Raw genomic sequence first — 24,095 nt, 5'->3', positions numbered from 1 at the left:
AATGTGACTTGCCGCGCTGTTCGTTCGCGACGTTGATTTTAGAACTGCGACATTCGGTCCTATAACCGATTTAGAGCAAAGCACAGATATGTCGCGCGCGCCAAAACAGCACCCGTGCCGAGGCGCGGATACTGTGTTGTATTCCCGGGAATTGAGGGCGCGCCTAGAGGCCTGCGAGAGGCTCCAGGCTTAGGCGTTCGCCCTCTTTGGAATTATAGTGTTTGCGCTGCGCCTTGCGGTCGAGCATTTGCGACCAGATGGCCACACCAAGTCCGAGCAAGGCAAGCGCCGAACCCACGAAGGGAAGGTTCTGATAAGTTACACCAGAGGTCAGCGCCACGCCGCCAATCCACGCACCCGCGGCGTTGCCGACATTGAATGCACCCTGGTTGAGCGTTGCTGCCAGGTTCGGCGCTTCGCTGGCGGTTTCAACCACCCGCATCTGCAATGGCGGTACGATAACGAAGGTCAAGATGCCCCAGAGAAAGATCACCGCAATGGCTGCGACGGCAAAGCCGCTGACTTCCGCAAGCAGGGCGTGGGTCAGAACGACGGCAACCATGGTGCCGATGACAGTTGGCATCAGCTTCCAGTCGGCCAGCTTGCCACCGACGACATTGCCAATGGTCATGCCTGCGCCAAACAGCAGCAGCACCCATGTAACCGCCGAGGTGGATACGCCGGATACATCCGTGAGAATCGGCTTGATATAAGTAAAGACGGCAAAGAGGCTGCCGGAGGCCAGTGCAGAGATCAGCATGGCAAGCCAAACCTGCAATTTGCCGAGAACCTTGATCTCGCTCAAAATGCCCCCGCCCTGCTCTTCTTCCTTGGCCGCAGGCACGAGCAGCGCAATGGCAATGACCGCAGCAATGCCGATGCCGACCACGGCATAGAAAGTGGCACGCCAGCCATAGGCTTCACCCAGTGCCGTACCGGCAGGAACACCAAGGATGTTGGCGAGCGTCAGGCCAGCGAACATCAATGCAATGGCACTGGCGCGCTTATTGCGCGGCACCAGATTGGCGGCAACGACGGAACCGATGCCGAAGAAAGCGCCATGGCCGAATGCGGTGACAACTCGTGCGATCATCAGCATCCAGTAATTGGGCGCGATGGCACAGAACAGATTGCCGATAACGAAAAGCATGGCGAGACCGATCAGGACCGGCTTGCGCGGCAAGGAGGCAGTTGCAATGGCGATGATCGGCGCACCGATGACGACACCCAAGGCATAACCGGTGACGAGCAGACCGGCATGGGGAATACTGACATTCAGATCCAGAGCCACTTCCGGCAGCAGGCCCATAATGACAAATTCAGTGGTGCCAATGCAAAACGAGGCAATGGCGAGAGCAAGAATTGGCAAGGGCATGGGCAGCAACCATCAGAATCCGGAGTAAAGAATGATGCTGCCTAGCAAATAAAGGTTTCACAATTGATTTTTGTGCAACGCAGCAATGCGTTTTTGAGGGGGTGAATTGCGAACAGCGCTCAACCCAAAAACAATTCCACAATATCAATGGTGCTTGTTACCCAATTGCGCAATCAGAGCGTTTTGAGAAATTTAGCGACTTCGTCGGCTTCGTTTTCCCAACTGCTGTTCTGGCTATGCGCTAAAGCGGCAGAAGCTTTTTTCTTCGCTTCCACAGGGTTCTTCAGAACGTTCACGATCGTAGCAGCAATAGACTCCACACTTAGTTCACAATAATTCGCTTCTTCGTTCGAAAGCAGCCAATTTGATTGCGGGTTGTCATTGAGAACCACAGGACAACCGCAAGCAGCAACCTCTAGAGGAAGCAATGAGAGATTGGTGGCTGACAGGATCAATGCGACGTCGCATTGCGCGTAAATGTTGGGAAGTTGAGCAACAGAAACCCCGCCGTGGCTAACATGAGGAAAAGGAATGTGGTAACCCTTCACGTCCCATCCGGCAAAAACCACCGACGTGTTCGGCATTGCTTCACAGACTTTTCTAAGTGCCAGCAATCCAATTTCAAAACAGCGCCTTGGCGTCACTGGACGAGCATAGAAAAATATCTGCTTCGTAGAGTTCTCATGCCGGATGCCAGGCTTGTACAATTCAGTATCGCAAGCAAATGAATACGAAAAAGTTTTCATTCCATATTCATCGGCGAGCTTATCGGCGAGCCATGATCCAGCGGTTATTCCAGTCAAACCCAAGCGGTAGGTATTCTCTGCAAAATAGTAGTCGCTACCCTGAGAATAGAATGCGGGTTCAAAATCCTGAACGAAATAAAGCTTGTGCAACGTATCCTTGTACTTCGACACCCAATAGGCTGTCTGCCAACCCGTAGCAACCAGATATGCGCAAGGTTCGATCGAGCGAACCCCAAGTGATACTGTAATACCATAATCACCAAATGAGCGGGATAACGCTGCCTGCGCCTCCTCTACCGACGACCATCGATATGGTTCCATGATAACAACGTGTTGGTTGGGAAAACCTCTATCTTTCAGAAGTTGAATCATGCGGAAGATATTAATATGGCCCCCAGACTGGGCTTCAAAATCTGGAATTAACCATGTGATCGAACTCTGATCTAAATTTTCTGAGGTAAGTTTTAATCCAAAGCCCGATTCCTCACCCAGAAGAAACTCATAATGCTTAATTGGGTCCGGTATGGAATTCAAACCACCCGAGGTTTGGGCAAGGAGGCGTCTTATAACCTTCTTGGCTGCAACACGGACACCGTCACGCCTCACAACTCGATTAAAAGCTCTAATATTGTTAAGCATCAGATTTCCATAAACATTATTTTGCTTGAATTTTTTTATCGCGCGATAGGAACACGACTTGGCTGGAAGAAAGTTCCGATTTGATCGATCCCAGATAGTGACCAATCTGTCGAGCCATATTGTCGAATGGCATCTTTAATGTCGCCAGTGGATGACGAATAATCCAACCGTTCCGGATTGCGAGACGTATGTCACGAAGAGTGGTGCCTATAGCGCGTCTTAAAGCCAACGATTTAAATTCACACAATCTATAACCGAACAATCTACGAAACGCTCGTGCCTCATCATAGCTTCGCTGCAGTCGCTCCCACGGCGAGTAATTATGCGAATGTACGACGATTGAATTCCAGGCGAAAGCTTTGGTATAACCAGCTTCAACAATTTGCTTTGCCCACAATTGATCTTCAGCAAAATCGACATCTGGATACGGAATTGTTGCCCATACTGACTTGCGTAAACACGATGAATTATCTGAATAAAAATGATAAATCTGCCTCAACCCTTCGTTGCTAGCATACGAACGGGCATCCACAATTTTTACACTTGGCCAATTGGCCAGGCCAGAAAAAATGCGTCTCTAATTCCCAACGGGTAAATGGTGAAGCATCGGGATAGGCAATGTGCCGGCCGAAAACACCTGCAACTTCGTCATTTTCGCGAAGTGGCTTGACTAGTTCGGCAAGCCAATATTCATCGGCCGGAACAGCATCATGAGTTAAAAAAGCACAAAACTCCCCACGAGCCAGACTTGCTCCAAGATTACGTGTTTTTCCGTGCCCAAAGTCAGCAGACGAAATCTCGATCAGGCGAAAGCGCGGATCATCTTGTGGCACTATTTCCTTTGAGCCGTCTCTTGACCCCGAATCTATTACGATGACTTCGAACTCAGCATCAAATTTTTGACGGGACAGCATTTCGATTACGCGTCGAAACTGAGGCAAACCGTTTTTTACTGGTATGATAATGGAGACGAGAGGCGTCACTTGATCAATGCCTATTGTATTCTTCATCAGCGAGACTCCTACGACACTCGCGCGTCGCAAGCATTGACAATTGATCCACAAGATTACGCAACATCACACACTGGTCCGAAAAATGAGATATGGGAACCGGGTAACTGCGTCAAGGGTTGAGTTTACGTTCACAATTGCACCAGAACGGCAAAACACAACACTGGCTTTCAAGCTGAATCTCTGTATTACGTGATCAGAACGATCGAGTTTTGCAAGTAGCTTGATCCTGATCATCATTTTGAGAAGCCCATACTACTGACGATAATGGTGCGAACGAGACCGAGGCTTTCAATGATTGGAATTTACGGCGCAAATGGCTTTATAGGTCGTCACCTTGTTAGACGTTTGGCAAATGAAAATGCACTAATAAGAGCTGTCTCACGAAAATTCGATAAACCGTTTGTACAAACTTTCGGCGATCAAATTGAGTTTGTTGAAGCTGATTTCCGACAACCTCTAGATATGGCCTCTACTCTTCAAGATGTTGATACTGTAGTGCAGCTGATTTCAACATCCAGCCCTGGAATGAAAAATGATTACGCGATTGCTGATATTTCGGAAAACGTCATACCGCACGTCCAATTCCTGCAAGCATGCATCCAAGCAGGTGTAAGGCGCTACATTTTCATATCTTCAGGGGGGACCGTCTATGGGCCAGGCGCGCCAATACCGACGCCTGAAACCAGTTTGACGCGACCAATAAATTCACACGGGATAACAAAACTTACTGTCGAAAAATATATTGAAATGCATGGATACATTGACCAACTGGAATATGTAATTCTTCGCGTAGCAAATCCGTTTGGCCCAGGACAGGAGTTTCGTAAAGGGCAAGGACTTATTCCGGCTGTACTTGATCACTGGCGCAAGGATTTGCCAATTAAGATTCTTGGCACGGGATCTGCCTTGAGAGACTATATTTTCATTGATGATTTGGTGGACGCCATACAACGCTCAACAACGCTTCCTGGCAAACCACAATTGATAATGAACATTGGCAGTGGCCAAGTTCGTTCTGTTTTGCAAGTTATCGAAACGATCGAAATGGCAACCGGCTATCAGTTTAAAAGAGAATATTCTGAAGCCCGAACAACTGATGTCGATGTTGCTAGCTTGGACATAGAGTTGGCAAAAAAAGCACTAAACTGGGCGCCAATAACTAATTTTGATGACGGCATTCGGAAGACCATTGCAGAGAAACGATGAATATTGGCAACATCTTGTGCAGCATCGACTCAAAAAACAGTCTCTGAGTCACGTGTTTATTTAGCCAATTGAATAATTTGAGATTAAATTGGTGATTTACCGATAGGGTGTGTCAGATAGAGTCCAAATTTTTGTAAACTTCTCTCGCGGCCAGCACGGAACAAACATACCGTATTCAGTGTAAGATCGTATTTAGCTCATTAAAAATATCAAACTGGGAACGACATCTCCCATTTCATTTTGCAAGACACTGTGTGTTTGTCGGGCAACCTCAAAACTGCATTCTGAACTGGGCCGTCACAGAGCCGCCGACGATATCTTCGCCGTACTGCACGTCGCCGCGAACGCTGCCGATTACCAACCGTTCGACGCCATTGATCTTACCCGTGAGGGCGAGCAGATTCATACCAAAACTTGCTTCCCCATAGGTTTTCAGCCGTTCGGTTTTTACAGGCAATACAACTGGTCTCGAACTGCTTGGGTCCATCGTCAAGGTTGCATCGATGTCACCGGCAAAATCATGATAAGCCGTCAATGTCACGAAGGGCGAGAGGCGAATACGATCGTCGGAGAAGAAGAAATTCTTTGATACTGTAATACCACCAAAGCCAATCATGCTCTCGACATCAGAGAAACGGACCCGCCCTTCATTTTGATTGAGCACAATATTTTGAGGAATGATCAAGTCGTCAGTGCTGCTTTTGGAATAGGTAAAACCTGTAGCCGGAATGAATGACCAATCGTTATGTGTGAGTGTATAGGAAGTCGAACCGCCGATCGATGTGCGTTTGCCTTTAACATCAGCACCATTGATCTTGAAAATAGGATCATCGACGTGAACGGTGTAATCCATCAGCTCCTGACGAACCTGCACATCGACGAAAAATGGACCTTTGGTGTAGGCGGCATAACCGCCATAAAACACCGAGTTGAAGTCTGTCGTGTTGGCGTAATTCTTCTGGTCCGATTTACCAAAAATCTGACCGCCGGTAAGACCAAAATTCAGATTGGCACCACTGTCCTGAATGTTGAAAACACCCGCATCCATGCCGACCTGGTAGCCGTAATAGCTGGTTTCGATCGTTGCGGGAGCATCAACAGACGTGCCATCTGGTTGATAGATTGTACCATTTGTATCAATTTTTGACATACCGCCATTGGTCCGCATCCAAGGCGCCAAACCAAACTGATTCTTTTCCGGAGCAACGGGTGCCGAAATCAAACCACTCGATGGCTTGAAAAAGGAAGAGCCGATGACATTCTGAGCGGCAATGAATCCGGAGACCACGCTACTTGCCGCGGACCCGTTAATACCCGAACGAATAACAAATCGCGAAGGGTCGCTGCCGGATCCGCCGATGCGGGCGACATCATATTGCACCACACCACCTGACGGGAGGCCCGAAACGGTGACTGTTCCGTCCCCACCTTGCGCTGCATCCAGAATGAGAATTGTCTTTCCGAAAGCAGTCGGCGCTTGCCCCTCAGTCAAGGCGTTAAGCTTCAGGTTTGTCGTTCCCATCAGAACACCACCAATGGTAACAGCGTCGGCAGTTGAGTTGTCAAAGTTGACATCGAGAGCAATATTGGAGCCTGCGTGCCCTACATAATTGCCAGAAATTGCCAACTTGTCACCAACGACACCATTGACCAGACTGATCTCGCCGCCTGCATTGTTTTCAAAACGCTCCAGACCGTTAATCTGGGTGTTACCAGTGGCTTTTAATAAACCATAATTCTGGATAACATCGTTAGTGCCCAGCAAATTCGAAACACCCGAATTACCCATATCCCAAACGCCACCGGACATATTGTTGACGAGTGTCTGTGCACCTGTTCCCGATGCCAGCACACCCTGCATCTGCCCGCCTGAGTAGTTGTTCAGAATAGCTTGACCAGCAACATTGTCGAGCAAGATCAGGCCGGACGCGTTTCCAGATGCGGATTTGATCGTCGAATAATTGTCGAACGTCACCACACCGCTACTGTTACTGCGCAACGCCGTTTGACCCGCGGTGATGCTCTGATCAAGTAAGGCGTGGGAATTGGTCGTTTCGCCCTGGAACGAAACAGCCGTATTGTCAGCAAATACCGCCCCGCCAAGGTCAAGTTCCATAGCGCCATTGCCGGTAGTTTCGAGAGCTATAGCGGTGTTGCCACTAATCGTATTGTCAGTCTTGACGGAGATGTCTCCATTTTGAGACTGTACAAAAACACCATGGCTGCCGCCTTTTATCGCCCCTGACCCGATAACAGATACTCGGCCGCCTGCAGAGCCCGCAGAGATAGCGGCACCACTCGTGCTCTGAACCACAGCGTAATTTTCAATGTTCACATTCCCGGTACCAGTGGCATAGGCATCAATGCCCGTTGCACCAGTTACATTTGCACCCGTCCGGATATTTGTTTCGCCTGTTGTCTCTCGCGTGACAATTGCTGTCCCCGCAGAATTGCTGATTGTGCCATCCCCGGTCGTCCATACGCTAAGACCATTTCCCGTGTTGGAAACATTGACACCAAAGGGCGATAATGTGGAAATTGTTCCAAGGTCTGCTCGGGCCCTGATATCCGCAATAACCGTGCCCGAAACATCGCCGCCTGTCTGCCCAAACGCTTTTGTGACAACCTTACCGCTACTAACAAGCGAACCTCCGCTCATCAGGTAGCTGTTCGTCACAACTGAACCCTGCATTGTGCCGCCAGTTTGGCTAAACGTGTTGGTCGTTGCATCTCCAGTAAAACCACCATCGCCCGACAGAACATAAGTGTTCGCCTGAACGTCGCCAGACATGATCCCGCTAGATTGAGAATAAAGAACGGTGAACGCACTTCCTTTCATACTGCCGCCAACCTGCGAGATAGTGCTGCTAGTGCTGATCAAACCGGTTTGTTGAACTGTTCCGCCATCACGAATCGTTGCTGTTTCAGCGGTCACCTTGCCTCGCAAACTACCACCAGAAAGATCGTAGTTTTTTGCAAAGTTATTCTGACCTTCAAGGAATCCTCCTGTCTGGTTGATAGCAATCGCTGCACTGATTGTGCCTCTCGCCGTCCCGCCAGATAAGGTATACGTCGGTGCAAGCGCGATGCCTTGCATAAGACCGCCGCTTTGCGAAATACTCGCAGCGGTGATGGTGCCCGTATTGGTAACAGTACCACTGTCAAGATTATAGGCATTGGTTGTAACCAACCCGCGTACCGTGCCGCCTGATTGCAATACACTTGTGGTAGCAACCAATTGGCCATTGGCAAGAATTTCGCCATCGTTGCTGATGGTCGCGGTATTGGTGTTAACTTTACCCGTACCGGCCAGCAAACCATCCGACATATTATAATCTTGAGTCGTTGCGGTGCCCTCAATTGAACCGCCGGTTTGCTTGATACTGGTAGCAGCGTTCAATTTACCGCCCGCCAAAACAACACCATTACCACGAATTGTTGCGGTCTTGGTTTCAACAACACCCGTACCTGCAATCAGACCGCCAGAAAAATCATAATCCTTGGTCGTCGCGGTGCCTTCCATCGAACCGCCAGTTTGCGCAATGCTGGTGACGGCGTTCAATTTACCGCCAGCTTTGACAATACCAAGACCATTGATCTTTGCAGTATCGGTCTCGACGAGGCCGGTACTGGCAATTGTGCCATTCGAAAGCTCATAAGCTTTGGTCGTCGCAGTGCCCTCAATTGAACCGCCAGTTTGCTTAATACTGGTTTCAGCGTTCAATTGGCCGCCAGCCAAAACAACACCATTACCACGAATTGTTGCGGTCTTGGTTTCAACAACACCCGTACCTGCAATCAGACCGCCAGAAAAATCATAATCCTTGGTCGTCGCAGTGCCTTCCATCGAACCGCCAGTTTGCTCAATGCTGGTGACGGCGTTCAATTTACCACCAGCTTTGACAATACCGAGACCACGAATTGTCGCCGTATCGCTGTTAACAACACCAGTGCCCGCAATCAGACCACCAGAAAAATCATAATCACTGGTTGTTGCGGTGCCCTCAATGGAACCACCGCTTTGTGCGATGCTGGTATCAGCTTTGAATTTACCGCCGGCTTGAACAATACCGAGGCCGCTAATCGTTGCCGTCTTTGTTTCAACAACACCCGTACCTGCAATCAGACCGCCAGAAAAATCATAATTCTTGGTCGTCGCGGTGCCCTCCATGGAACCACCGCTTTGCGTGATACTTGTATCAGCATTCAATTTACCTCCAGCTTGAACAATACCGAGGCCACGAATTGTTGCCTTATCAGTTTCAACAACACCTGTGCCGGCAATCAGACCGCCAGAAAAATCATAATTCTTGGTCGTCGCGGTGCCCTCCATGGAACCACCGCTTTGCGTGATACTTGTATCAGCATTCAATTTACCTCCGGCTTGAACAATACCGAGGCCGTTAATCGTTGCCGTATCGGTTTTTACCTCGCCGGTAGCCGCAAGCACACCTCCGGACAATTGATAATCGCTGGTATTTGCTTTGCCTGCCAGCGTTCCGCCGGACTGCTTTATACTATCATCAGCATTTAGGGTTGTGCCTGCAGTAATAGTGCCTGTTCCACTGATGGTAGCCGTATCAACCCGTATCGTACCATTCGTGACTGATCCGGCGCTTACGTCCAAAGCCTTTTGCCGCTGCGTTGCTGCCCCAAGGTCCAGCGTACCCCCGGTCACACTCGTAAAACCGTTTATACTGCCAAGAGGGCCATTACCAAATTGGCTCGAACCCTGGAGTTTTAGCGTCCCGGCTCGAACTTCGGTTCCACCGGTGTAGTTATTGCCCGTATTGGTTAAAGTAACAGTCCCAAGACCGTCCTTGACGAATTGCGCATTGTTACCACCCTTAATTTGAGTATTTATCACTGCGTTTACTGCTGCATCAGCCGTAACAAGCGTTTCAGTTTTGGAGAGTTCCAGCGCACCCAAGCCACCAAGGACATAATTATCTGTCTTGAAGGTTAGTCCTCCAATCTCCTGAGTGCTGAGAATATTGACGCCGACGTTTCCAGACGCCCCCGTAAAAACAGCAGTACTACCATCGACCCAGCCGGCACCAGCTGTTGTTCCACCCGAATCTACCCAACTGGAGCTGTTCCAACTCCCGGAACCGCCATCAACTGCATTATTTGGGACCGCGCCACCACCGACGTTGTCGCCATCCCAATATTGCTCGCCTGCATGAAGCAAACCAGGGGAAAACAGATTCAACCCAACGGATATCAGACCCGATGCAAAAGCAGTCCGGCCCAAACTAGTCGCTGATCGCAAGTGACGGATGAGTCGGCTATTCACCAAACCGGATTTCTGACGGCTATGAAAGGAAGGCATTTCTTGCTCGTTCAATGAATTGAGTTCCGTTGGATAGACTCTGTTGAAGCAAATCATGGGCTATATTGCATGCGCAAGCTATACAAGGAGAATAAAGCGTTCAAGTCAGAGATCCACTTACATTGACAAAGTTGCAATTATGTATCTCGCGGTACTTTTGCTCATCAAAACAGTCAAAAGTTTCAACGACCTGCTACGGCAGAACTGGGCTTGTGCTGGGGCTATACAAAGCTGCGATCAATTGGCCGGGACAGCGGTGCTAGTTTTTCCCAAGCCTCAATCTGCTCTCTCATAATATTTAGCGAAAGCTCTTTCTTCATTGATTGAAAGCGAGAAATTGACTCGTCTACGTAAGCTCTACGTTCGAGTATTACGAGAAACTCACACCCCCTGGCTCGCGTTAGCAATTCTACCTTCATCTCGGTCATTCTCAAGAAACGCAGTTCTTCCATTATTAAGTAAAAACTTGAGGGAGTAAAAAAATACTCGTGAGCATCAACGTATTCAGTCATTTGAACTGCTCTCTTCGACGAGTCATATCTCGAAATTGGGTCTGATCTCATCATGTTCACATCCATGACAAATCCTTGCCACCACGCAATTATATCCTTCTGGTCGTAACGGGCGGTCACTTGGGACTCTTCTCTGTACAATGCGCCCAGAGAATGCCGGGACGCATTGGAAAAGTCATCTTCAAGAGTCTTTGCAGTGTCGGTCAGACTCTGAAAAATGTCGAAGCAGAATCGTTTATCCGGGACAATCAGCATTAGCTTGCCGCCAGGACTCAACAATTTGGAGCTCTCATTAATGAACTGGATAAAATTTGTCATATGCTCTACGACATGCGAAGCGAATATGACATCAAAACTGTTCCCTTGAACCAATTCGCTGAGTGGCTCGCCTGCCCATACAAAATCAACATCCTCGATGAAGGATGTATTGACGTTAAGCGCACCATATTTTTCCCGCAGATCTGGTGCATTTGCGTGATCCACGATTGAAACATCATAACCGTCACGGCGCGGAAATACCGGCATGTAGCTAGGACCAATTTCTAAAACTCGCGATGATTTTGAAACAAGATTTCTAACATACCCCCTGAAATCGCCTACGTGATGATCCTGAAGATCGTCATCGCTTGGAGACAAAAAAACATAAAACACTCCTCACCAATTTCAGCTTTGTCTTGAGATAACGCCAATGGGCATGCTAATTGTCAAGCCATACAACTGTTCCTACTGCATGGGCTGAGCACGAAAAACTTATGACACATTTCTCCTCATTTATTGTGAATAGTGTAAACGAAAAAAAGTTTTCAAAATTCAACACTGGCTTGGCAGCTTCTGTAAGTACCCCATATGAAATCATTCGTATAAGCGACGCGCAATCAATGGCGGAAGGCCTCAATCGAGGAGCATCGATGGCAAAGGGCGACATTCTTATCTTTTGTCACGATGATATTGATTTTGTTACCAAAGAACCAATTGCCAAAGTCATCCGCGACCTAAATTATTACGATATAACAGGTGTGGCCGGTACGGAACGCTTAGTGAGTGGCAACTGGTATGACGCAGGGCAACCATACCTCCAAGGTAGCATACTTGCCCCATCGTCTGTTCCCGGTAAATTTGAATTGCAGGTCTTTGGTCAGGGCCGCTCTAAAGTTTTTAACGGAACGAAGGCATTGGATGGCGTATTTATAGCATGCCGAAGAGAAACATTCGAAATGCTGGGAGGTTTTGATGCTGAAACATTTAACAGTTGGCATGGATACGATATTGATTTCACGTTTCGTGGCTATTTAGCGGGTGCTAAGCTTTGTGTAACAGCCGATATCTTGCTTTATCATGAATCACATCCGGCAACTTTTTCGCAAGAAAAGCTGAATGAATTCGCTGCCGCGCAAGCTTCGATATTTAATAAATTCTCAGATAGGTTAGATACTGAGCCCGGCGTTCGAACGCATACTAATTTTGAAGTCGGCAATTGGGACGAGGCATTGAAAAGATTTTACGGAAACCGTAATAAATTTCTAAGTCCAAGTTAAGAGATTTACCCGCTTCCTGCTGGCCTGCCCCCTTGAAAGTGGTCCTTTATGAAGTATGGCTTTTGAGCCGATAAAGGATATTGAGAATGCCAAGCAAACGACACAAGCCCGAAGAGATTGTCATGAAACTGCGTCAGGTAGATGTTCTAAGTTCGCAGGGGAAGTCGATGGCAGAAGCCATTCGATCGATAGGTGTGACGGAAGTAACATATTACCGGTGGCGGGCCGAATACGGCGGCTTGAAGGGTGATCAGGTCAAGCGGCTGAAAGAACTGGAAGCGGAGAATGCGCGTCTTCGGCGGGCTGTTTCGGATCTGACGCTGGACAAGATGATCCTTGCTGAGGCCGCAAAGGGAAACTTTTAAGCCCCGCACGCCGCCGTGCCTGTGTGGAGCATGTGGTTGAGGAATTTGACGTGTCCGAACGACGGGCATGCCGGGTTCTTGGCCAGCATCGATCCACACAGCGCAAGCTCTTGAAAACACCGGACGATGAAGCGGCACTGACCGCCGACATCATTGCACTTGCTCTCCAATATGGCCGCTACGGATATCGCCGCATCACAGCGATGCTGCATCGTGCGGGTTGGGTGGTGAATGTGAAACGGGTTGAGCGGATATGGCGGCGTGAGGGGCTCAAAGTTCCACACAGACAACCCAAGCGCACACGTTTATGGCTGAATGAGAGTTCGTGCATCCGGCTTCGACCGGAATACCCCAACCATGTCTGGTCCTATGACTTTGTTGAGGCTCGCACGCACAATGGAAGGAAAATCCGTATGCTCAATGTGATCGACGAATTCACACGGGAATGTATTGCCATCAGGGTGGACAGAAAGTTGAAGGCGACGGATGTCATCGACGTTCTGTCTGATCTGTTTATCCTGCGCGGCATTCCTGGTCACATCCGGTCCGACAATGGCCCTGAATTCATCGCCAAGGCCTTGAGAGAGTGGATTGCTGCCGTCGGTGCCAAAACCGCCTACATCATGCCGGGTAGTCCATGGGAGAACGGCTATTGTGAGAGTTTCAATTCAAAGCTTCGGGATGAACTGCTCAACGGAGAAATCTTCTACACACTTAAGGAGGCACAAATCGTCATCGAGAATTGGCGACGGCATTACAATACTATCCGACCCCACTCATCCTTGGGTTACAGATCACCTGCTCCCGTGGCTATTGTCTGGCCGTCTCAAAATGGGCCAGCCTCAACGCCAGTGATGGCAATCAGACCAAGTCTGCACTAACATTAAACCCGGATCGCCTCATGGGGGCAGGCCACTGCTTTTATCAATCCGCTTACCTTCGAAAAATATTAACAACTCCGCGCAAAGGTGACGTCAAGCGCCAGCTCGTCGATCTGCTTATGGCTTCCAAATCATAGGATAGCATGTTTGCTCTCTCAATTTCACTTGCAAGCCTCTGCTGCAAATCGTCAGCCCTCACCTTCTCCTGTTTTGCATTTGTTGCCAGTTGGGAAAGCAAACTCTGCGCATTTATAAGGTCTGATTGGAGTTTTTGCACGACCTGAGTTGTTTCTTCCAATTCGCCCTTAAGCTGCTGGGATGAAGCGTCCAGATCCTTCACGTGCGAGTCCAACCTATGGGCAATAAGAGTGTCTTCTCCATAAGGATCCAGATTTGTCACATCGGATTCACCGCCGCGACGAACATTCGTAGCTGCGGAAAATTCATCAAGTAAATAAGATGTTCTTACCGGGGAATTTCCACCCGTTTTTTTAAAAACCGCGATAAAATCATTCCAGACGTCGCCATCACGTTTCAATATTCCGCTTTCGACGAGCTCTATGTCTCGGCCATTCAAGCGGGCCCAACTCACCAAGGCAACACCCGCGTCGGGATAGAAACGCCAGTTATCTGTAGGATATGTATGGTAAGGACCGTTGGAAGGAGCATTCAAATAGAAATATCCGCCATCCTTTAGCGCATCAACCACGTTCAGGAAAGTCTGCCAAAACAGCGGGTCATGTTCGAAACAAGAAGTAGACACGCAGAAATCGAATGAATTGTCATCAACTGGTAAACGATCGCCAATGTTATAAACAATATCCACACCCGGACCGGCCTCCAGGTCAACTCCGACATATTCAACGGCGGATGGGGCTGCAGACCGTAAGCTTCCATTCACGTCCATTGCGCCAATGTCGAGCAAACGGACTTTTTGGGCAGGATCAACGTAGGAGTTCAGAAAAGCGGCTCCTGCGCGGCGGGCAGTATCGTGCATTTGAGCTGTCTCCAGTGGAATTAAAGTGAGATTTTATGGCATCGAGCATAACACTGCTCGATAAATTTCAACACACTAAGGGATCGGTGTGAGTCATCATCAAATGGCAACGAGGCATGGTCTTCCAAATGCCTTGATATATCATTCACTGACCAAGACTCGGTTTCAAATATCTGGTTCTTGAACAATCTGGGTTTGGCCGAAAGAGGTTCGGTGAGAACAGTTGCACCGCAAGCAGCAGCAAGATAGATTCTTGGCTCAATGGCACCTTGCCCATCGGCATGCACATTCACAACGATACGGGACTGCCTGCATATACTGGCAAGTTCTCGTCCCGACACTCCGTGCGCAATCCAGATGAATCGAAAAGGCGCTGTACGAAGGAAATCAAGCCGCCAATTCCGATGCGGCGTAGCCTTTCCCACAAACGAAACGTCCCACCGCTTGTGTACTCTAGTGGACGGGCAAAACCACTTTGTATTGATAGGCAGTTCGCGATATTCATCTATAGGAAACCCCAGCTTCTCTATCGACGTTTTTTTACTTGGATCATAAAAAACCTTCCAATGAAAGCAATCCCAAGCGAGTCTGCGGTATACCAGCAATCGTAATTTCGTTTCGTCAGTTTCAACAAACTGCCCATCAGCAATGTTGGGAACAGGCTCCGAAAGGAACGCAATTCTTATGCCAGGAATTCTCAGAACATATTCTCGCGGATACAGCTCGGGACGATAAAATAACGTTATATCCGGCCGAAAATTGTGAACGATGTTTAACCAGCCGTAATGACCTTCATCAACATCGGCACAAAGAATATCAGGATTATTTTCCCAACCCTCGGGAAAATGATTCTCGAAGTACGTTTTCGGGCCTACGACAGCAATACGCATATACCTGCCTATCGTAGCCGGGATATCAGTGCGCGTAGAGGACGAGTTAATCTCCAACTTGTCGAATTCAGAACTGCGGCTCTATCGTGTCGAGCTCCGTCAAGTTGGCTATTTGCTTCAGCCAGTCTTCTTTCGAGTTCGCCGACATGCTGCGAGGCATCCGCCCATCCCATTCGTTCCGGCAGCCCCTGAGCAACTAACGAAATCAAATCTCTATAAAACAACCACTGTTCTGGTGTTTCTTTGAGACCAGACAATAGTGCAATACGCGGATCCTTTGAATCAAGGAACAAGACACCCAACCCATGTGAATGAAAAAATTCCAGCGTGAAATAATTTTCAGACAATTCTTTCCACAAACGATGCACGCCGAAACCGCGGTCATGAACGTTGGTATCATGAAACATCACCACACCTTGCGATGACATCCCGGTTACCCATGTGTCGAAGTCTTCCTTGACTGCTTCATATGTATGCAAGCCATCAATATGTAAAAGATCAATTGATCCTGCAGAAAATGTTGGCCGTGCTTCATGAAAATAGCTTCTGATAAGCCGCGCATTTTCAAATGTCCGCTCGGTATAGGAACGTAGATCGTTATATAAATCGTCGCCATCGTAATGTCCGGCATGGTCATCGCCGAACCAGCAATCAATTCCGAAAAGTTGAGTATTCAACTGATATTGCTTGGCTGCGGTACACGCCGCAATAAAGCTTGCACCATTGTGAACACCGAGCTCAACATAGCTTCGCGGGCGGAGCAGTTTAAAAAGCACAAAAAGAAAAGGTATATGGCCCGACCAAGCAGTTGTAGGCATCTTTGTAGGAAGGCTAAAGAGTGGCTCGATCAGATTGGAAAACACATCAGGTTTATTGTCCGTCGGAATAATATTTGCCACGGATGCGATTTTCAATTTGTCCATCTTCATCGGTTTTTTCTCTATCTTTTTGTCAGAAAGCATAATTTTTCCGCTGCTCCCAATAAGGGTGAATGAGTAGTCATTCGATTCATCAACCACATTCACATCAGATAACAGTGCTATTGATGACATCATCACATAGTCCGAACTTTCCATATATTTTGATTTTATATATGGAAATGTAAAATCGAGTTCCTGCTCGTCGGATTGACCGCTCATTGCAGGATAATTGAGAGCTAAATCAACGAGAAAATCATCAGAATGCTTGCGAAAACGTAGTTCATTTGCAAGATCTTTCCAATGTGTTCCCTCTTTCTTCTTTAGCAGCCCTCCTTCCAATACCAGTCTGTTATGACCAGCCACGAGCTTGAAGGTTATTTGAACGCGACTTCTGATAGGGATATGTAGTAGCCAGCTTTTGCCGGGCTTTCCCACGGTCAAATTATGTCCGGGCGCCACAACAGCGTGATAGCCTTGATGCACTTTTAAATTGTCTGCTTTTTGATGGGCGCTTTTCGAAAGGATCACTTTCACATATTTCGAGGGTTCTATTCCTCGGCGAAACGAGCGCTCGAATATATTGCCACCTGCAAGATCATTCGGGCAGATGTTCAACCAAGGCAATTCAATTATATCATGGCCTTGATTGTCTAAAAGGAAGGCCTCAAGTGCCGCTCTATTGGAGAACGGCAAAAACTCATCGCAATCAAGAAAAAAAACATAATCGGCTTGGCTGCTATCAAACGCGTGATGAGCAAAAAACGTTGCCAGTTCAGATTGCGGGTAACCTCGGGACACTAAGTTAAACAGTTGCAATCCGGACAGGCCGTAATTTTCTGCCAGCTCTAAGGACTTATCAGTGGATGAATGGTCGACAAGATACAACGTATCGAAAAATTCGGCGCACTGATCCAGAAATGGCTCTATAATAGGGGATTCATTGCGCATCATACAAAAGCACGCGATATTCAAACCCATATGGCAGTCCATCAATCTCGTATTGAATTTGTGGGCATGATATCATTTTTGAATCACGCGTGTGCGGTTGCATCGATACCCTATGGTGGGGGCCTGTCAAGCATTTAATACGGGTGCTCAGCAGAGGTGACCGGCGAACTTTGACAAGACAGTAAGTCGATTCTCTGCCCAAAATGAGCCAGAGGACCCACGAACAGGAACTGCACCCATCTACAAATGTGGAAGCGGTTTCAGTTGCTATATACTGATGCCTTCACTGTCACGTTAGGCCCCGACGTGTTACAGATCGAATCTCAAAAGGTGGTGGTGGAACAGAATAAAATCAAAGTTGCAGCTATTGAAAAATGGCGGACGAAATTGCGGAAATCCACCACTTTACAAAAGCTATTATCGAACTGATTTACTTAAGAGATAAAAGTGACGCGTTTAATGTACTTATAGATTTCCATTATTATTTAAAAATAATTAGGAGACACATAGTAAACAGGTTCTTGAAATTGCAATTTACCGCGCATCTGCTGCAAAATGCGCACTCTTTCAAACATGGCTCCCCAAACGCTGGTGTTTCCCATCCACGTAAAGGCATCGTTGGGAAGAAACGGCATGCGCATTAGCATGATTTGGGAACTGAGTTTATCGAGATCGAGATTATACGGAACAATGGGGTCTTGCCACAGGTATAAAAGGCTTATGTTATTCGCAGGATATTTTCTTCGCAGCAAATGAACAAGGTGGTTTAGATCAGCTTCACTGCGTGGGTTTAATTCGCGCATATGAGGCACAGCGGTAGCCGGTTCCGCGGTGCCGCCAAAGCGGATGAAGAGCACAGAGCCCCCACCTTCCAGAGTCGCAGCCATCTTATTGTGTTTGTAGAGTAATTTTGACCGGCAGTTTATCAACTGCTCATTTGTAACAACTGGCTTACCCGATGAGCCCTTCTTGAACTCGTGGGCATAGAGAACTCCGTAATGGTCACATTTTATGCATTCCGAAAAAGGATCGTAAGTGCCAGCGAGACCAAAGTGAGACCCGTTTGTTTCAAGAATCGATATTAACGCATCCCAAGGCGTGACCAACCAATCAAAGCAACTCTTCGTATATGGTAAAACATGTTCTTTAATTTGGTATGTTGTTTGGCACCATGAGCCAAGACTAACTACATGATCAAACATTATTCCCCCGAATATTAATGATCCTCATAGTAGTATATATCATAGGCTGCAGACTGTGTATTGCTTTTAGGTTTTAAGTATCAGAGAAAAACCACTTGAGATTTTTGCTTATGCGCATCGCCCTTTCCATGCGCTTTTCGGAGGATGGCAGTATCCACGAATCTAAAGTAGCTGGACCAAACGCGCGCTGCTATCCGCCCGAATGTGGCACGGATATAATACGTCGAGCAGGCAGAATTAATATTCGTGAGAAGAAATGACGTTCAAAAGTCAGAACATCTGGTCTGACGCCCCAACTTTTCCTCGAAGGCTAAGTTTCAATGTTATTGATTTTAAAGGGCAAAAGTGGCGCGAGTGACGGGGCTCGAACCCGCGACCTCCGGCGTGACAGGCCGGCACTCTAACCAACTGAGCTACACCCGCGCACTTTGCAAACCAGAAGTTCATCTGGTGTGAGGCGTCGTTTAAGGGGTTCGCACAGGAGTGTCAAGCGCTACTAAACACGAAAAATGTGATTGTGAAAAACTCTTCAAACAAATCATAAAAGTGTCGCACACCCCCTTGCCAATCTTTCGCGAAACGCCTAAACGCTCCCCATATACCCTTGCGTAGGGCGATTAGCTCAGTTGGTAGAGCGCTTCGTTTACACCGAAGATGTCGGGAGTTCGAGTCTCTCATCGCCCACCATTCCTTTTTCCGGTATCTTGCATTTAGATTTAAAGCAGTGGGTTTATTGCATCTGCTGCGGAGCAAATTTTCGTTTTAAGAATCACTTCGATCCTTCAGAGCTATCACTGGGGTAACTGGCCCGCGGATATTTTTATTCGGTCCGCATTCTGAATTTAGTAAAAAAAATCAAACCGCGCGTTATCACGAGGTGGACGCACATTGATGCGGATATTGGGATGAAATGTTATTTGATTAATTTGGATCGTTCGGGAGAACGTCTTTCACACATGCAGACATTGTTTGCTGCCTATTACGTCCCATTCGAGCGTGTTGCCGCTGTTGATGGCCGAATCTTGACAGATGAGGACATGGCCAGATGGGTGCGGCTTCCCCAGGGGGAACCGCCGATAACGCAGTCCGAAGTTGGTTGTTTTCTCAGTCATCAAAAATGTTTTCAACTGATTGCTGAAGGCGGCGCGGAGTATGCTGCGATATTTGAGGATGATGCCGTGCTTTCGCCCGACATCGGCACATGGGTCGGCAGTGATCATTGGATACCGCGCGATGCAGATATCGTAAAACTGGAAACAACCGGCGCAAAAGCTCTAACCGGCAGTCCTGCCAGCATATTTGACAATGGACGGGTTTTGGCGCGCCTGCTTAGCAGGCACAATTGTACTGCTGGCTACATTGTGTCCAAAGATTGCGCTCAACGGTTACTCGTCGAAACAAAGTTCGTCACAACCGGTATTGACGAGCTGCTTTTCAATCCAGACTATAGAGTGTTCAACAGGCTCCGCATTTATCAAATCAGTCCGGCCTTGTGCAAACAGTCATTGGTACAATCGACGATCGACAGATATGAAGTACCAAGGGTTAAATTGGCAGGGCGAATCTGCAGAGAGACCGTACGACCGCTCCTGCAAGTCTATGAACTGCTGTGGCGCGGCTGGATCAAAATGCGCAAAGGCCAATCATGGCGCAGAATACCGTTTGCATAAGTTTTTTTGGCTCTAAAGACTAACGGTGCAGGGATACAAGCTGGAGAAAGCCCCGCTCACATAGCAACGAATGCCGCTGCGCTATTTTGCGCTTTGCGCCCGCCCGTTTCTGCTGCAACATTGATGTTCTCCTTCCAAGAGCAAACCAATAACGGGAACTTTCACATGCTATCGCGCAGCACATTACGAATCGCCACTGCCTCCCTCGCTTCACTCACCCCTGCCCTTGCCTATGCGCATGTGGGCGTGGGTGAAACGAGCGGCTTCGCCCACGGCTTCAGCCATCCGATCTCCGGGCTCGACCACGTACTGGCGATGGTCCTCGTCGGCATCTTTGCCTTCCAACTCGGCGGACGCGCTCTGTGGCTCGTTCCTGCGGCTTTTGTGGGTATGATGGCTATTGGCGGCGCGCTCGGCGTTGCCGGCGTCGGAGTACCTTTCGTGGAGCTCGGAATTGCTGTGTCAGTTATCGTGCTCGGCGCGGCTGTCGCCTTTGAGATCAAGGCATCGGTTGCCATCGCTGTCACGCTGGTCGGATTGTTTGCCGTGTTCCATGGCCATGCACACGGTGCAGAAATGCCTGAAAGCGCCGGAGGCCTTGCCTATGCCGGTGGCTTCATGATCGCGACAGCCCTGCTCCACGTGGCGGGTATCGCCATTGGCTTTGCCATCGGCAAGATCAGCCAGCGTGTCGGCCCCAGCGTTGTGCGGGTCATTGGCGGGCTCGTAGCGCTTGCCGGTGTCGGTATTCTGACTGGCGCTCTGTAAAACGACCCATACGAATCAAAAAAGCCGGGCAATTTCTTGCCCGGCTTTTTTATGACGCGTGTTGCTTAGTGCGCGATCTGCGCGGCAGCATCATCCTCAGCGGAGGTGGCTGCTGCCGGCACATGCAGCGGTTCGGTCCATTCGATCGGCACAGGCGCGCGAACAAGCGTATGCTTGAGCACTTCGTTGGCGTGGCTGACCGGAATGATCTCAAGGCCGTTCTTCACATTGTCCGGAATCTCCGCCAGATCCTTGGCGTTTTCTTCCGGGATCAGAACCGTCTTGATGCCACCGCGCAGTGCGGCAAGCAGTTTTTCCTTCAGACCACCGATCGGCAGAACCCTGCCGCGCAGTGTGATCTCGCCGGTCATGGCGATGTCCTTGCGAACCGGAATACCGGTCAGGATCGAGACGATCGCCGTTACCATGGCAATACCAGCCGATGGACCATCCTTGGGCGTTGCACCTTCCGGCACATGCACGTGGATATCCCTGCGGTCGAAGAGCGGAGGCTCGACGCCGAAATCGATTGCCCTTGAGCGGACATAGGATGCCGCTGCGGAGATCGATTCCTTCATCACGTCGCGCAGGTTGCCTGTTACGGTCATGCGGCCCTTGCCGGGCATCATGACGCCTTCAATGGTCAGCAATTCGCCGCCCACTTCTGTCCAGGCAAGACCTGTGACAACACCAACCTGATCTTCGCCGTCGATCTGGCCAAAGCGGAACTTCTGCACGCCGAGATAATCGTTGATGTTGGCTTCCGTCACCTTCACCGTCTTTATCTTGGACTTCGACTTCAGAATTTCCGTCACTGCCTTACGGGCAAGCTTCATCAATTCGCGTTCGAGACTGCGCACACCAGCTTCCCGCGTATAATCGCGGACGATAGCGCGAATGGCGCCTTCCGAAACCGAGAACTCCTTCGGCTGCAGCGCATGATCGCGGATAGCCTTGGGCAGCAAGTGCCGCTTGGCAATCTCGACCTTCTCGTCTTCCGTGTAACCGGCGATACGGATGATCTCCATACGATCCATCAAAGGACCAGGAATGTTCAGCGTATTGGCAGTCGTCACGAACATCACATTCGAAAGGTCATATTCGACCTCCAGATAATGATCCATGAAGGTTGAGTTCTGTTCCGGATCAAGCACCTCGAGCAGAGCCGATGACGGATCACCGCGGAAGTCCTGGCCCATCTTGTCGATTTCATCGAGCAGGAAGAGCGGGTTGGACTTCTTTGCCTTCTTCATCGACTGAATGACCTTGCCGGGCATCGAGCCAATGTATGTACGGCGGTGACCGCGGATTTCAGCCTCGTCACGCACGCCGCCGAGCGACATACGGATGTATTCACGGCCGGTAGCCTTGGCGATCGAACGGGCGAGCGAAGTCTTGCCGACGCCGGGAGGACCAACGAGGCACAGGATCGGACCTTTGATCTTGGTCGACCGCGCCTGCACGGCGAGATATTCCACGATCCGGTCTTTCACCTTGTCGAGACCATAATGCTCGGCATCCAGAACCTCGTCAGCGAGGTTCAGGTCGTTCTTGACCTTGGACTTCTTGTTCCACGGAATGGTCAGCAGCCAGTCGAGATAGTTGCGAACAACCGTCGCCTCGGCCGACATCGGGCTCATCTGACGAAGCTTCTTTAGCTCCTGATTTGCTTTCTCGCGTGCTTCCTTGGAGAACTTCGTCTTCTTGATGCGCTCTTCCAGCTCGGCAGCCTCGTCGCGGCCGTCTTCGCCGTCGCCAAGTTCCTTCTGGATCGCCTTCATCTGTTCGTTGAGGTAGTATTCGCGCTGGGTCTTCTCCATCTGACGCTTGACGCGCGAACGGATACGCTTTTCCACCTGAAGAACGGAAATTTCCGACTCCATGAATGACATGGCCTTCTCCAGCCGTGCGCGCACGGAGAGAATGGAGAGCATGTCCTGCTTTTCAGGAATCTTGATCGCGAGATGTGAGGCGACCGTATCGGCCAGCTTCGAGTAATCCTCGATCTGTCCGGCAGCGCCAACGACTTCTGGCGAAATCTTCTTGTTCAGCTTCACGTAGTTTTCGAAATCCGACACCACAGAGCGGGCCAGAGCTTCGATTTCAACCGGATCTTCGGCCGGTTCTTTAAGCGTTACGGCGTTGGCTTCGTGGTAATCCTCGCGCTCGCTGAAACTGGTAATTTCAGCGCGGGCAATACCCTCAACCAGAACCTTGACCGTACCATCCGGCAATTTCAGCAATTGCAGGACGTTGGCAATGGTGCCGATATTGTAAATAGCGTCAGCCTGCGGATCATCATCCGCAGCGTTCTTCTGTGTGGCAAGCAGGATTTGCTTGTCGACGCCCATCACTTCCTCGAGTGCGCGAATGGATTTCTCGCGACCGACAAAGAGCGGAACGATCATGTGTGGGAAGACAACGATGTCGCGCAGCGGCAAAACGGCATAAAGCCCGTTTTCTCCACCCGCCGGTGTCTTCTTGCTTGCAACCGTCATTTCATGTCCTTTCTCAGGCCAATCGGCCTAAATCGCCACATCCGGGTACCCTTTGGTGCATGATCTTTTTCCAAAAATCGGGATCCATTTTTAGGATCATGCGTAGAGCGGCGTACTACCAGTTGTGCAGCTTAACCTTTACTTGGAGTGGCGGAGCTCTTGTTTCAAGCGCCCCGGTTTCAAGCTTGGTCACAGAATCGTAATCTATCCTGCTCCCACCAAAGTCCAAGCGCAATCTTTTGCGACGCAGCACAGCTCTGAAGAGGATGATTTTCGTGGAAATCATCGATCGACCGGGACAATACTGCCCACTGAAGGTCTTCTGGCCTACGTGGCTCTGCAAAAAGAGTGCGCCCCTCATGGTTAATCAATCGTAAATATTGTTTCGTGGCGCAATTAGGACGTCAACTCATAAATCTGGCTGAAATGGCGCCTGAAACGGCAAAAGATGCGAGGAGAGGCGCGAAGGGCGGGGCCTTTCCCCCGGCTGAGCGGCTCGACACTGCAGCTTGCAGCCGTTTCGGCGTCCGGAGGATATGGTCCATTTGCCCGGCTACATCGTCGCAAAGGACTTGAGAATGGATAAACATTCCCATCG

Annotated in this window: 16 protein-coding genes and 2 tRNA genes; 6 read left to right on the top strand and 12 right to left on the bottom strand. The window is 49.3% G+C overall.

Translation table 11 applies throughout. The annotated features are described in order from the left end of the window. Positions 1-163 precede the first annotated feature (163 nt). The 4 genes from HB779_RS12790 to HB779_RS12775 all read right to left on the bottom strand — a co-directional run bounded on the left by HB779_RS12790 (position 164) and on the right by HB779_RS12775 (position 3,770). Positions 164-1,375 carry an MFS transporter gene (locus HB779_RS12790; RefSeq protein WP_188342765.1) on the bottom strand — a complete coding sequence of 404 codons (1,212 nt, stop codon included), beginning with the start codon at positions 1,373-1,375 and terminating at the stop codon, positions 164-166. Positions 1,376-1,548: 173 nt separating this feature from the next. Beyond that, a complete protein-coding gene (locus HB779_RS12785; protein ID WP_188342764.1) occupies positions 1,549-2,760 on the bottom strand; it encodes a glycosyltransferase in 1,212 nt (403 codons plus the stop codon). Between the two features lie 16 nt (positions 2,761-2,776). Beyond that, positions 2,777-3,292: a hypothetical protein gene (locus tag HB779_RS12780; RefSeq protein ID WP_188342763.1), complete on the bottom strand. Its 516-nt coding sequence runs from the start codon at positions 3,290-3,292 to the stop codon at positions 2,777-2,779. Further along, positions 3,270-3,770, bottom strand: coding sequence for a glycosyltransferase family A protein (locus HB779_RS12775; protein WP_188342762.1), 501 nt, complete (start codon positions 3,768-3,770; stop codon positions 3,270-3,272). The genes HB779_RS12780 and HB779_RS12775 overlap by 23 nt, the downstream gene beginning before the upstream one ends. A gap of 294 nt (positions 3,771-4,064) precedes the next feature. On the opposite strand from HB779_RS12775, the gene HB779_RS12770 reads away from it, so the two are divergent. After that, positions 4,065-4,979, top strand: a complete 915-nt coding sequence (locus tag HB779_RS12770) for an NAD-dependent epimerase/dehydratase family protein (protein WP_188342761.1) — start codon at positions 4,065-4,067, stop codon at positions 4,977-4,979. Between the two features lie 271 nt (positions 4,980-5,250). Here HB779_RS12770 and HB779_RS12765 read toward each other — a convergent pair whose 3' ends face one another. Both HB779_RS12765 and HB779_RS12760 read right to left on the bottom strand, forming a co-directional pair. Then, positions 5,251-10,326 carry an autotransporter-associated beta strand repeat-containing protein gene (locus HB779_RS12765; protein WP_188342760.1) on the bottom strand — a complete coding sequence of 1,692 codons (5,076 nt, stop codon included), beginning with the start codon at positions 10,324-10,326 and terminating at the stop codon, positions 5,251-5,253. A gap of 206 nt (positions 10,327-10,532) precedes the next feature. Then, positions 10,533-11,459, bottom strand: coding sequence for a bifunctional 2-polyprenyl-6-hydroxyphenol methylase/3-demethylubiquinol 3-O-methyltransferase UbiG (locus tag HB779_RS12760; RefSeq protein WP_188342759.1), 927 nt, complete (start codon positions 11,457-11,459; stop codon positions 10,533-10,535). 65 nt (positions 11,460-11,524) lie between these two features. Between HB779_RS12760 and HB779_RS12755 the strand changes: the two genes are divergently transcribed. After that, the gene (locus HB779_RS12755) at positions 11,525-12,358 is read left to right on the top strand and encodes a glycosyltransferase (RefSeq protein ID WP_210302591.1); all 834 of its coding nucleotides are present in this window, start codon (positions 11,525-11,527) and stop codon (positions 12,356-12,358) included. Between the two features lie 86 nt (positions 12,359-12,444). Continuing rightward, positions 12,445-13,604, top strand: a protein-coding gene (locus HB779_RS12750; RefSeq protein WP_188342757.1) for an IS3 family transposase whose coding sequence is annotated in 2 segments (ribosomal slippage) — positions 12,445-12,709 and positions 12,709-13,604 — 1,161 coding nt in all. Because the reading frame shifts where the segments join, the coding sequence is not laid out codon by codon here. A gap of 52 nt (positions 13,605-13,656) precedes the next feature. On the opposite strand, the gene HB779_RS12745 is transcribed toward HB779_RS12750, so the two are convergent. The 5 genes from HB779_RS12745 to HB779_RS12725 all read right to left on the bottom strand — a co-directional run bounded on the left by HB779_RS12745 (position 13,657) and on the right by HB779_RS12725 (position 18,984). Beyond that, positions 13,657-14,601: a methyltransferase domain-containing protein gene (locus HB779_RS12745; protein ID WP_188342756.1), complete on the bottom strand. Its 945-nt coding sequence runs from the start codon at positions 14,599-14,601 to the stop codon at positions 13,657-13,659. Positions 14,602-14,621: 20 nt separating this feature from the next. Beyond that, positions 14,622-15,491 carry a hypothetical protein gene (locus HB779_RS12740; RefSeq protein ID WP_188342755.1) on the bottom strand — a complete coding sequence of 290 codons (870 nt, stop codon included), beginning with the start codon at positions 15,489-15,491 and terminating at the stop codon, positions 14,622-14,624. A gap of 8 nt (positions 15,492-15,499) precedes the next feature. Next, entirely contained in the window at positions 15,500-17,389 is a 1,890-nt protein-coding gene (locus HB779_RS12735; protein ID WP_188342754.1) for a class I SAM-dependent methyltransferase, read from the bottom strand. Between the two features lie 455 nt (positions 17,390-17,844). Next, positions 17,845-18,561, bottom strand: coding sequence for a DUF1796 family putative cysteine peptidase (locus HB779_RS12730; protein ID WP_188342753.1), 717 nt, complete (start codon positions 18,559-18,561; stop codon positions 17,845-17,847). A gap of 346 nt (positions 18,562-18,907) precedes the next feature. Then, a tRNA-Asp gene (locus HB779_RS12725) sits at positions 18,908-18,984 on the bottom strand. Positions 18,985-19,172: 188 nt separating this feature from the next. Here HB779_RS12725 and HB779_RS12720 point away from each other — a divergent pair. The 3 genes from HB779_RS12720 (at position 19,173) to HB779_RS12710 (ending at position 20,999) form a co-directional block, all read left to right on the top strand. Next, positions 19,173-19,248: transfer RNA gene (locus HB779_RS12720), tRNA-Val, on the top strand. A 218-nt stretch (positions 19,249-19,466) separates the two neighbouring features. Then, positions 19,467-20,231: a glycosyltransferase family 25 protein gene (locus tag HB779_RS12715; RefSeq protein WP_188342752.1), complete on the top strand. Its 765-nt coding sequence runs from the start codon at positions 19,467-19,469 to the stop codon at positions 20,229-20,231. A gap of 165 nt (positions 20,232-20,396) precedes the next feature. Next, a complete protein-coding gene (locus HB779_RS12710; RefSeq protein ID WP_188342751.1) occupies positions 20,397-20,999 on the top strand; it encodes a HupE/UreJ family protein in 603 nt (200 codons plus the stop codon). Between the two features lie 65 nt (positions 21,000-21,064). Here HB779_RS12710 and lon read toward each other — a convergent pair whose 3' ends face one another. After that, on the bottom strand, positions 21,065-23,497 hold the full coding sequence (gene lon, locus HB779_RS12705; protein WP_188342750.1) for an endopeptidase La: 2,433 nt from the start codon (positions 23,495-23,497) through the stop codon (positions 21,065-21,067). Positions 23,498-24,095: the final 598 nt, after the last annotated feature.

The sequence above is a fragment of the Phyllobacterium sp. 628 genome, assembly GCF_014189505.1.
In the GTDB taxonomy this organism is placed as follows: Bacteria; Pseudomonadota; Alphaproteobacteria; order Rhizobiales; family Rhizobiaceae; genus Phyllobacterium.
Note: the sequence above shows the minus strand (reverse complement) of the source record. Positions and strands in the feature narration are given on the sequence as shown.

What these genes read in the sequence shown, in the direction of transcription:
- HB779_RS12745 (WP_188342756.1), bottom strand. Translation starts at nt 14,601, where the DNA reads ATGCACGATACTGCCCGCCGCGCAGGAGCCGCTTTTCTGAACTCCTAC.
- HB779_RS12775 (WP_188342762.1), bottom strand. Translation starts at nt 3,770, where the DNA reads ATGAAGAATACAATAGGCATTGATCAAGTGACGCCTCTCGTCTCCATT.
- HB779_RS12730 (WP_188342753.1), bottom strand. Translation starts at nt 18,561, where the DNA reads ATGTTTGATCATGTAGTTAGTCTTGGCTCATGGTGCCAAACAACATAC.
- HB779_RS12770 (WP_188342761.1), top strand. Translation starts at nt 4,065, where the DNA reads ATGATTGGAATTTACGGCGCAAATGGCTTTATAGGTCGTCACCTTGTT.
- lon (WP_188342750.1), bottom strand. Translation starts at nt 23,497, where the DNA reads ATGACGGTTGCAAGCAAGAAGACACCGGCGGGTGGAGAAAACGGGCTT.
- HB779_RS12790 (WP_188342765.1), bottom strand. Translation starts at nt 1,375, where the DNA reads ATGCCCTTGCCAATTCTTGCTCTCGCCATTGCCTCGTTTTGCATTGGC.
- HB779_RS12710 (WP_188342751.1), top strand. Translation starts at nt 20,397, where the DNA reads ATGCTATCGCGCAGCACATTACGAATCGCCACTGCCTCCCTCGCTTCA.
- HB779_RS12740 (WP_188342755.1), bottom strand. Translation starts at nt 15,491, where the DNA reads ATGCGTATTGCTGTCGTAGGCCCGAAAACGTACTTCGAGAATCATTTT.
- HB779_RS12785 (WP_188342764.1), bottom strand. Translation starts at nt 2,760, where the DNA reads ATGCTTAACAATATTAGAGCTTTTAATCGAGTTGTGAGGCGTGACGGT.
- HB779_RS12715 (WP_188342752.1), top strand. Translation starts at nt 19,467, where the DNA reads ATGAAATGTTATTTGATTAATTTGGATCGTTCGGGAGAACGTCTTTCA.
- HB779_RS12735 (WP_188342754.1), bottom strand. Translation starts at nt 17,389, where the DNA reads ATGGGTTTGAATATCGCGTGCTTTTGTATGATGCGCAATGAATCCCCT.